This window comes from Kitasatospora putterlickiae (assembly GCF_039527695.1).
Taxonomy (GTDB): Bacteria; Actinomycetota; Actinomycetes; order Streptomycetales; family Streptomycetaceae; genus Kitasatospora; species Kitasatospora putterlickiae.
This window is the reverse complement of record NZ_BAAAKJ010000110.1, coordinates 18693-26381: the sequence shown is the minus strand read 5'-3', so window position 1 is coordinate 26381 and position 7689 is coordinate 18693. Positions and strand designations below refer to the sequence as shown.

The window sequence follows — 7689 nt, the reverse complement described above, 5'->3', positions numbered from 1 at the left end:
CGGACTCGCCGACCAGGCCGAGGATCTCGCCGGGGCGAAGGGTGAAGTCCACGCCGTGGACCACCTCGTGGGGCCCGGCGGTGACGCGCAGCCCGGCCACCTCCAGCAGCGGCGACCCGGTGGCCGGGGCCGTCGGGGCGTTGGTCGTCGTCGTCGCGGTCACCGCAGCTTCTCCCGGTTGAACGAGTCGGCGAGCAGGGTCAGCCCGAACACCAGCAGGCCCAGCAGCAGCACCGGCGCGAGGGCGTAACCGGGGTGCAGGAAGAGGTACTTGCTGCCGGTGTTGATCATCGTGCCGAGCGAGGGGGTGGGCGGCTGGATGCCGAAGCCGAGCACGCTCAGGCCGCCTTCGATCTTGGCGGCATGCGCCATCGCCACGGCCAGCAGCGCGGTGGCGGCGTCGGTGACGTTGGGCAGCACGTACCGGCGCAGCGTGCGGCCGCGCGGCACGCCGAGCACCCTGGCGGCCACCACGTGGTCGCGGGCGAGCTGGGCGAGCAGGGCGGCGCGGGCCTGCCGGCCGAAGGCGGGCAGCGCGCTGAGCACCACGGTGACGACGACGCTGCCGAGGCCGGGGCGGACGATCAGCGCGATGGCCAGGCCAAGCAGCAGCCCGTGGAAGCCGAGCAGCAGGTCGAACAGGCGCTGGACGGCCTCGCCGAGCAGCCGGTTCAGCCCGCCGAGCAGCCCGAGCAGGGTGCCCAGCACGGCGGCGGCGGGGACGGCCAGCAGGCAGACCAGCAGCTCGATCCGGACCCCGTACAGGGCGCGGGCCAGCAGGTCGCGGCCGACCTCGTCGGTGCCGAGCGGGTGCTCCCAGGACGGCCCGGCCAGCGCCTCGCGGCCCTGCTGGTACGGGTCGGCGGACAGCAGCAGCGGGCCGAGCAGCCCGAGCAGCACCACCAGGGCGACCAGCACCGCCCCGGTCCGGCCGCGCCGCCCGCGCAGCGCTGCGGGCAGGGCGGGCCGGCGGCTCCCGCCAACGGCGGTCGTGGTGCTCATCGGCCCTCCCCGGTGCCGGCGCGGGCGATCCTCGGGTCCAGCCGGCCGACCAGCAGCTCGGAGCCGAGCTGCACGGTGACGGCCACCGCGACCGCGAGCATGATCAGGGTCTGCGCGACGGGATAGTCCCGCTGGTTGATCGCGTCCAGCAGCAGCTGTCCGAGGCCGTGCCGGGCGAACAGCTGCTCGGCGACGACGGCCCCGCCGAGCAGCTCGCCCAGGGTGATCCCGAACTCCACGCAGAACGGCGCGAGGCTGTTGGGCAGCACGTGCCGCAGCAGGATCCGCCGGGGCGGGGCGCCCTTGGCGATCGCGGTGAGCACGAACTCCTCCTGCCGGGTGCGCCGCAGCTCGGTGGCGAGCAGCCGGGCGAGCACCACCGAGCCGGGCAGGGCGAGCGCGACGGCGGGCAGCGCCAGGTACTGCAGGGCCAGGTCCGGCGCGGTGAACAGGTCCTTCTCGCCGCCGGCCGGCAGCACCCGCAGCAGCACGGCGAAGACGAAGACGAACAGCACCGCCGTGACGTACACCGGCAGGGCGAGCACGGCGGTGGTGAGCGGGTCCAGCGCCCTGGCCAGCCGCCCGCGTCGCTCGGCGGCCAGCGCGGCGCCCAGCAGCAGGCCGAGCACCAGCATCAGCAGGCCTGCGGCGAGGGCGAGTTGCAGGGTGGAGCCGAGGCTCTGGCCGATCATCCGGGTGACCGGTTCGCGGTAGTGGAAGGAGAGCCCGGGATCGCCGCCGAGCAGGCCGCCCAGCCAGGTGAGGTACTGGACGGGCAGCGGCCGGTCCACGCCGAGCTGGCGGCCGAGGTGGTCGCGCTGCTCCTGGTCGGCCTCGGCGCCGAGCGCGGCGGAGACCGGGTCGCCGGGGGCCAGGCGGAGCAGCAGGAAGACGGCCACCGAGGCGAGCCAGAGGGTGGCCAGGGCTCCGGCGGCCTTTCTGGTCCAGTACGGCACGGGTTTCTCCGGGGGTGGGCGGGGCGGCTGACGGCGCGGGCGGCGGGCGGGCGGCTCAGGCGTCCCGGCGGGTGTCGGTCAGCTTCAGGTAGCCCAGCGCGCTGGTGGACACGTCCCGCACCGAGGAGGCGAAGGCGTAGGTCTCCCAGGCGTGCGCGAGGGTGATGTGGAAGGACTGCGCGAGCAGGTACTCGGACAGCTCGTGGTTGACGTCGGCCCGGGCCTGCTCGTCGGCCGCCGCGAAGGCGCGCGCCTGGAGGTCGGCGTAGGCCGGGTCGGTGACGTGCGAGGTGTTCCGGCCGACCTGGAGCGGCCCGGAGACGGTGATGCCGCTCAGCGGCGAGACGCTGACCATGCCGTGGTTGGCGACGAACAGGCCCTCCAGGGTGCCCTGCTGGATCTTCGGCTGGATGGCGGCGTTGTCCAGCAGCTGCACGTCGACGCCGAACCCGGCCTGCTCCAGGTCGAACTTCACCAGTTCGACGAGCGAGCTGAAGACCGGCGAGTTGGCGGCGGTCAGCGGCACCCGGGCGCCCTCGGCGCCGGCCTCGCGCAGCAGCCCGCGCGCCTTCTCCGGGTCGTGCCGGTAACGGGTGACCTGGTCCGGGGTGACGCCGGGGGTGTTGGACGGCCAGGGCAGGCTGCTCGCCTCGGCGTGGCCGCCGTAGACCTGGGCGACGATCCGCTCGCGGTCCACCGCGTACTGCAGCGCCTGGCGGACCCGCAGGTCGTCGAAGGGCTTGGAGGCGACGTTCACGCCGAGGAACGCCTGCTGGTAGGAGGCCTTGGCGGACTGCACGGTGAAGCCGGGGTTGCCCGCCAGCACCTTGAGGTCGCGCCCGGGGACGGCGCCGATCAGGTGCCCCTGACCGGACTGCAGGGCGGACAGCGCCGCCTGGCTGCTGGTCACCGAGCGGACGGTGATCCGCTCGAAGCGCGGGCGCCCGCTCTGCCAGTAGCGCTCGTTGCGGACGAGGTCGAGCTGGTTGCCGCCCTTGAAGGACCGCCAGCCGAACGGGCCGGTGCCGTTGACGGTGTCACTGGCCCGGCCCTCGACGTAGGTCCGCGCGTCCACCACCGGGTTGAAGGCGAGCGCGTCGAACAGGTTGCTGGTCGGCTTGGCGAGGGTGAGGGTGACCTCGTTGCGGGCGCTGGCCTTCACATCGGCCAGGCGTTCCAGCAGCGGCTTGACCTGGGAGGACTTGGTGGCGCCGACCAGCGAGAAGACCACGTCGTCGGCTTCGAGCGCGTGCCCGTCGTGGAAGGTGACGTCCTCGCGCAGCTTGAGCACCAGCTTCAGCCGGTCGGCGCTCCACTCCCAGGAGGTGGCCAGCCAGGGAACCGGCTGGAGGGTCGCGGGGTCGAGGTCGACCAGCCGGTCCAGCACGAGGTTGACGAACGCGGGGGTGTCCGGGCCGCGGTGGAGCAGCTGGGTGGGGTCGGGCGCGCTGCCGTACACGATCTGGAGGTCGGGCGCGGAGGCCGCGGCGGTGCCGCCGGGGGCGGCGCCCGCCTCCGGGTCGGTGGCCGAGCGGCAGCCCGCCGCCAGCAGTGCCGCTCCGGCGCTCAGGCCGAGGAAGCCTCGTCGGGGCAGGCCGGGGAGACGGGCCGCTTCGCTCATGGTGGTGCTACCTCTTGGTGGTTGGGGGTTTCGGCGGGGCCGGGTCAGTACCGGGTGACGACGACGCTGTCGCTGTAGAGCACCACGTCGGGGCCGCCGGTCGGGTACGAGATGCCCTTGGCGGGGTTCCAGTTGGCGCGGTAGATCCCGGTCTTGAAGTAGGGGGCCTGGTTCTGGTGGTAGTTGTTGAGCCCGCTGTGCGCGCCGACCTGGACGCCGTCGCGGTACACCGTGATCGCGCCGGGGGTGCTGTCGGTGGACCAGGTGATGTCGAACGCCCACTGGTTCCAGTGCCCGAACTGCACGGTGCCGAGCGGGATCACCGCCTCGGCGACGGTCGTCGGGCCGGTCAGCCAGTGCACCTTGAGGCGCCAGTTGCCGTCCTTGACCGTCAGCGCGATCGGCGGCTTGGTGTCGCTGCCGTCGGAGAGCGGGTAGCCGTGCCACTGGGCGACGATGGTCTCGGTGGAGGTCTGCACCCAGTCGGCGGGCAGGTAGTCGGCGAGGGCGAAGCGGTAGGCGCCCCAGCCGAGGGCGTTCACGGCCACCTCGGAGCGGTAGGACGCGCCGTCGTTGGGGACGCTGAACCGGGCGGCGAGGCCGGAGCCGCCGGCGGGGGCGGCGGGGGCGGTGATGGAGCCGTTGCCGTCGACGCGCTGGCGGGTCCAGTTGGCGACGGTGCCGGACTCGAAGTCGTCGGCGAACACCGTGGTCGCGGCGGTCGTGCCGGTCGTGGCGGTCGTACCGGTCGTGGCGGTCGTACTGGTCGTGGCGGTCGTACTGGTCGCGGCGACGGGCGTGCTCGCGGCGGTGTCGGTGGTGCCCGCGACGGCCGCCGGGGCGGCGAGCGTGCCGGTCAGCAGCGCGGCGGCCAGCGCGGCGCCGGCGGTGCGGCGGGCGGAGGTGGTGACGGACATGGTGGTGCTCCTCGGTGCGGGTTCGCTGGAACGGTGGGCGGTGACCTGGGCGGCCGGCCGACGACGGGTACCGGGCGTCAGCCGGCCCGTCGACAGGAGTCCGCCGGTCCGCCGGACCCCGCGCGTCCCACCCAGGTCGGGCTGGACCAGGCCCACTGGTCGTTCAGCTGCCGGACCCGCACGTGGTAGAAGTCGCCGTCCCCGCCGGGCCGTTCGTCGACCAGGTCGAGCTCGGCGGTGAGCTCCCGGCCGGGCACCGCCCGGTCGAAGCGGTAGGCGCCGGAGACGAAGCCGCCGAGGAAGCCGGTGCGCGGCCCCTCCCGCAACTCGCCGACGCTGTAGGTGGTGTCGACACCGTTGACGGTCGCGGTCAGCCTGGTCCGGTCGTCGCCCGCGACGGCCAGCGAGAAGCCCTGGGTGGCGTCGGTCGCGGTGTTCGGGTTGCCCTCGGTCACCGTGCGCAGCCGCAGCTCGCCCGGGCCGGTGCGCCACCAGTCGGACGGCCGGTAGCCGGCGGGCTCGGCGTCGGCCGGAGCCACCGTCTCGGAGCCGCGCAACCGGGGCTGCACGTCCCGCAGTTCACCGCCCTCGACGCGCAGGGTGACGTCCCAGCGCACCGGCGAGTCGCGCCGTCCCCAGCCGACGGCGAAGCCGAGCGTGCCGTCGAAGCCCTTCTCCGCCCCTGCGGCGGCGAGGAGTTCGGGCCGGGAGAGCCGGTGGATCGGCACGCCGTTGCGGACCACCTCGACGTGGTCGAGGGCGTCCCGGCCGCGCACGGTGACCCGGATCCGGCGACGGTCGGCGGAGGGCGCCTCGCCACCCATCGGCACGCCGTTGACCGAGGTCGCGAGCAGGATGCGGTCGCCGGTGAGCGCGTAGGCGCTGCGCGTCTGGACCGCGTCCCAGATCGCCGACCGGGTCAGCTCTGGCGCCCAGACGGCGACCCGGCCGTGCCCGTGGCTGCCGGGGAAGGCACTGTGGTGGTCGGTGGAGCCGATCAGCCCGAACCGGTGGCCGAGCCGGAGCCCGTGCACGGCGGTGCCGGTGGTGTCGCGCGGCCCCATGGTGTGCAGGTAGCCGCGCGGCGCCTCGTCCGACTCGGCGCAGCCGTGCATCGACATCACCTCCACCACCGGGGCGAACTCCTCGGTGTACGCGGCCCAGTTGATGCCGCGCCGCCCGGTGCCGTACCCGATGTGGTGCGGGAGCGCCCAGGTGCGCACGCCCTGGGCGGCGAGTTCGCGCAGCCGGGCGCGCAGCCCGTCCAGGTCGGCGGCGCGGATGATCTCGCCGCGCGGGCCGTCGAAGTACACGCAGTGGTCGCCGTACGCGAGGCTGTGCCACTCGAAGGACTGGAAGGTGACGAACCGACCGTCCTGGTGGGCGGCGGCGGTGACCTCCTGGACGTGCTCCCAGCGGTCGGCGAGCCGGGCGAAGCCCTCGGTGTGGTAGTCGACCAGGCCGGCCAGCTCGGGGGTGCGCTCGGGCAGGTCGTGCCACCAGCCGTGGCCGGTGACGCTGGCGAAGTCGAGCTGGAGGCGGGCGTTGGCGTAGGCGTCCTCGATCGGGCCGTGGCCGTAGCTGATCCCGCAGTGGTTGTGGAGGTCGCCGACGTAGAGACCGAGACCGCCGTAGCCGGGTGCGTCGGTGGTGGGGGCTGTCATCGGATCGGGCTTCCTCTGTTTGATCGACTCTGAGAAGAAGTCTTTCCCGATCTTCGAGAGAGGGTCAAGGCCGAGCCCGGCGACGTTGCCCGATCGCCACAGGAGGAAACATTCGATTCACAGAATCACAGCATGTGACAGGGCGCTTGCGTCCAGGCCTATCGTCTCGGGCCCATGCGGTTGGACCCTCCGTCACTTTCTATCGATCTGATAGAAAGTGACGGAGATTCCGCCCCTACTCGTGAGGACGACCCGCCACCGATGCCGATCACCACCCCGCCCGCCGCGCCCGACCTCTCCGGCTCCGCCCTGGTGCGCGCCCCCGAACGCCCCGAGCCCGGCTACTGGGCCGGCTGCCCCGGGGTGCGCTACGAACCCGACCGCGACCGCTTCCTGCTCACCTACCGCGAACGCCGCCCGCGCGCCACGGCCGGCGCGTCCGGCGCGTCCGGTACGGCCGGTGCGTCCGACGGCCAGGACCGGGGCTGGCGCTGCGCGGTGGCCGAGAGCCGGGACGGCGTGGAGTTCCGCGACCTCTGGTCGGTCGAACGCGCCGACCTCGACTCACCGTCCATGGAGCGCTTCGCCCTGCTCCCCCGCGACGGCGGCTACCTGCTCCACCTCAGCTACGTCGACCCCGCCGACCGGCGCTGGCGGATCGACGCCCTCCGCGCCGACACGCCCGAGGCCTTCGACCTCGCCACCCGCACCCCCGTCCTCACCGCCGCCGGCACCGGCACCGAGGGCGTCAAGGACCCCTACCTGCTGCAACACGACGGCGGCGTCCAGCTGTTCGCCACCGTCTCGCGCTCGCGCGCCTTCAGCGCCGAGGAGCGGTCCCGCGCCCACGCCACCGCCGACATCCACACCACCGGTCTGACCGTCCAGCCCACCGCACTCGCCGCCTCCGCCGACGGCCTGCGGTTCACCGCGCCGCCCGGCCGCGACGCCGAGGTCCTGGACGTCGGCCCGGCCGGCGCGTGGGACGCCTACGAGTCACGGATCACCGCCGTCCTGCCCGACGGATCCGGCGGCTGGCTCGCCCTCTACGACGGATCGGCCGACGCGTCCGGCAACTACGAGGAGCGCTGCGGCCTCGCCGCCTCCCCCGACCTGCGCCGCTGGCGCCGCCTGACCCCCGACCGGCCGTGGCTGGACGTCCGCTACGCCGACGTGGTGGCGGCGCGGGGCCGCTGGTACCTCTACTACGAGCAGACCCGCCCGGACGGCGCCCACGAACTGCGGGTCGCCGTCCTCGACGAGTTCGCCGGCCTGCGGCCGTAGGGCCCGTCTTCAAACCCCCGCCTGCCGGGCGACGCGCCCCCAGCCTGGCGGCCGGGAGGTACCCCCAGGGCACGCACCTCGCCGCGTTGTCGTCGGTCGCCGATGGCCCCCAGCCTGACGACCGGGAGGTGTCCCCACCGCATGGACTCCCTCCTCCGCCTTGCGATGCACGCACCCGTGGGGGTACCTCCCGGCCGGAGGCTGGGGGAGCCGCCCGGCCCGCCCTCCGGGCGGACGACGGGGGT

The 7689-nt window shown here is 74.1% G+C and carries 6 protein-coding genes; 1 reads left to right on the top strand and 5 read right to left on the bottom strand.

Annotation, left to right across the window (positions count from 1 at the left end):
- Window positions 1-159: 159 nt before the first annotated feature.
- From ABD308_RS11650 to ABD308_RS11630, 5 genes are all read right to left on the bottom strand, one after another.
- Window positions 160-1002 (bottom strand): ABC transporter permease, encoded by an 843-nt coding sequence (locus tag ABD308_RS11650; RefSeq protein ID WP_344332024.1) that lies wholly within the window; start codon window positions 1000-1002, stop codon window positions 160-162.
- Window positions 999-1958 carry an ABC transporter permease gene (locus ABD308_RS11645; RefSeq protein WP_344332022.1) on the bottom strand — a complete coding sequence of 320 codons (960 nt, stop codon included), beginning with the start codon at window positions 1956-1958 and terminating at the stop codon, window positions 999-1001. The genes ABD308_RS11650 and ABD308_RS11645 overlap by 4 nt, the downstream gene beginning before the upstream one ends.
- A gap of 55 nt (window positions 1959-2013) precedes the next feature.
- On the bottom strand, window positions 2014-3579 hold the full coding sequence (locus tag ABD308_RS11640) for an ABC transporter substrate-binding protein (RefSeq protein WP_344332020.1): 1566 nt from the start codon (window positions 3577-3579) through the stop codon (window positions 2014-2016).
- A gap of 44 nt (window positions 3580-3623) precedes the next feature.
- Complete coding sequence (locus ABD308_RS11635) at window positions 3624-4496, bottom strand: polysaccharide lyase family 20 protein (protein WP_344332018.1); 873 nt, start codon at window positions 4494-4496, stop codon at window positions 3624-3626.
- A 77-nt stretch (window positions 4497-4573) separates the two neighbouring features.
- Window positions 4574-6160: a DUF3604 domain-containing protein gene (locus ABD308_RS11630; RefSeq protein WP_344332016.1), complete on the bottom strand. Its 1587-nt coding sequence runs from the start codon at window positions 6158-6160 to the stop codon at window positions 4574-4576.
- A gap of 261 nt (window positions 6161-6421) precedes the next feature.
- On the opposite strand from ABD308_RS11630, the gene ABD308_RS11625 reads away from it, so the two are divergent.
- Window positions 6422-7444 (top strand): glycoside hydrolase family protein, encoded by a 1023-nt coding sequence (locus tag ABD308_RS11625; protein WP_344332015.1) that lies wholly within the window; start codon window positions 6422-6424, stop codon window positions 7442-7444.
- The last annotated feature ends 245 nt before the right edge of the window (window positions 7445-7689 follow it).